Source organism: Parvimonas sp. D9, assembly GCF_035282565.1.
Classification (GTDB): Bacteria; Bacillota; Clostridia; order Tissierellales; family Peptoniphilaceae; genus Parvimonas; species Parvimonas micra.
The window spans coordinates 1-277 of sequence record NZ_JAYKBM010000129.1 but is presented as its reverse complement, the minus strand read 5'-3'; the positions used below and the strand labels follow the sequence as shown (position 1 = coordinate 277).

1 protein-coding gene is annotated in these 277 nt (G+C 61.7%); it reads left to right on the top strand.

Translation table 11 applies throughout. The features are described 5' to 3' along the window. Positions 1-277, top strand: a 277-nt coding sequence (locus tag VJI94_RS08310; RefSeq protein WP_324009017.1) for an ATPase, T2SS/T4P/T4SS family, incomplete at both ends; no start/stop codon positions are given.

The following is a 277-nucleotide window of genomic DNA, read 5'->3' as shown; positions in this document are numbered from 1 at the left end:
AACGCGTTCTACCTGGGCGAGATTCGTGACCATGAGAGCGCGATGGCTGCGCAGGACTGTTTCCAGTCCGGCCAGCGGCTCTTTACCACCGTCCACGCATCTTCTGCGCGTGAGATTCCTTCGCGCCTCGCGGGGGTGGGCATTGAGCGATCCGTACTGGCTTCGCCGGGCAACCTTCGGCTGCTGGTGTATCAGGCGCTGGTCCCCAAGACCTGCACTTGCGCCTTCCATCTGTCCGAGCTGTCCTCTGGTGGTGGTGAACGTGCTCCATATTGGA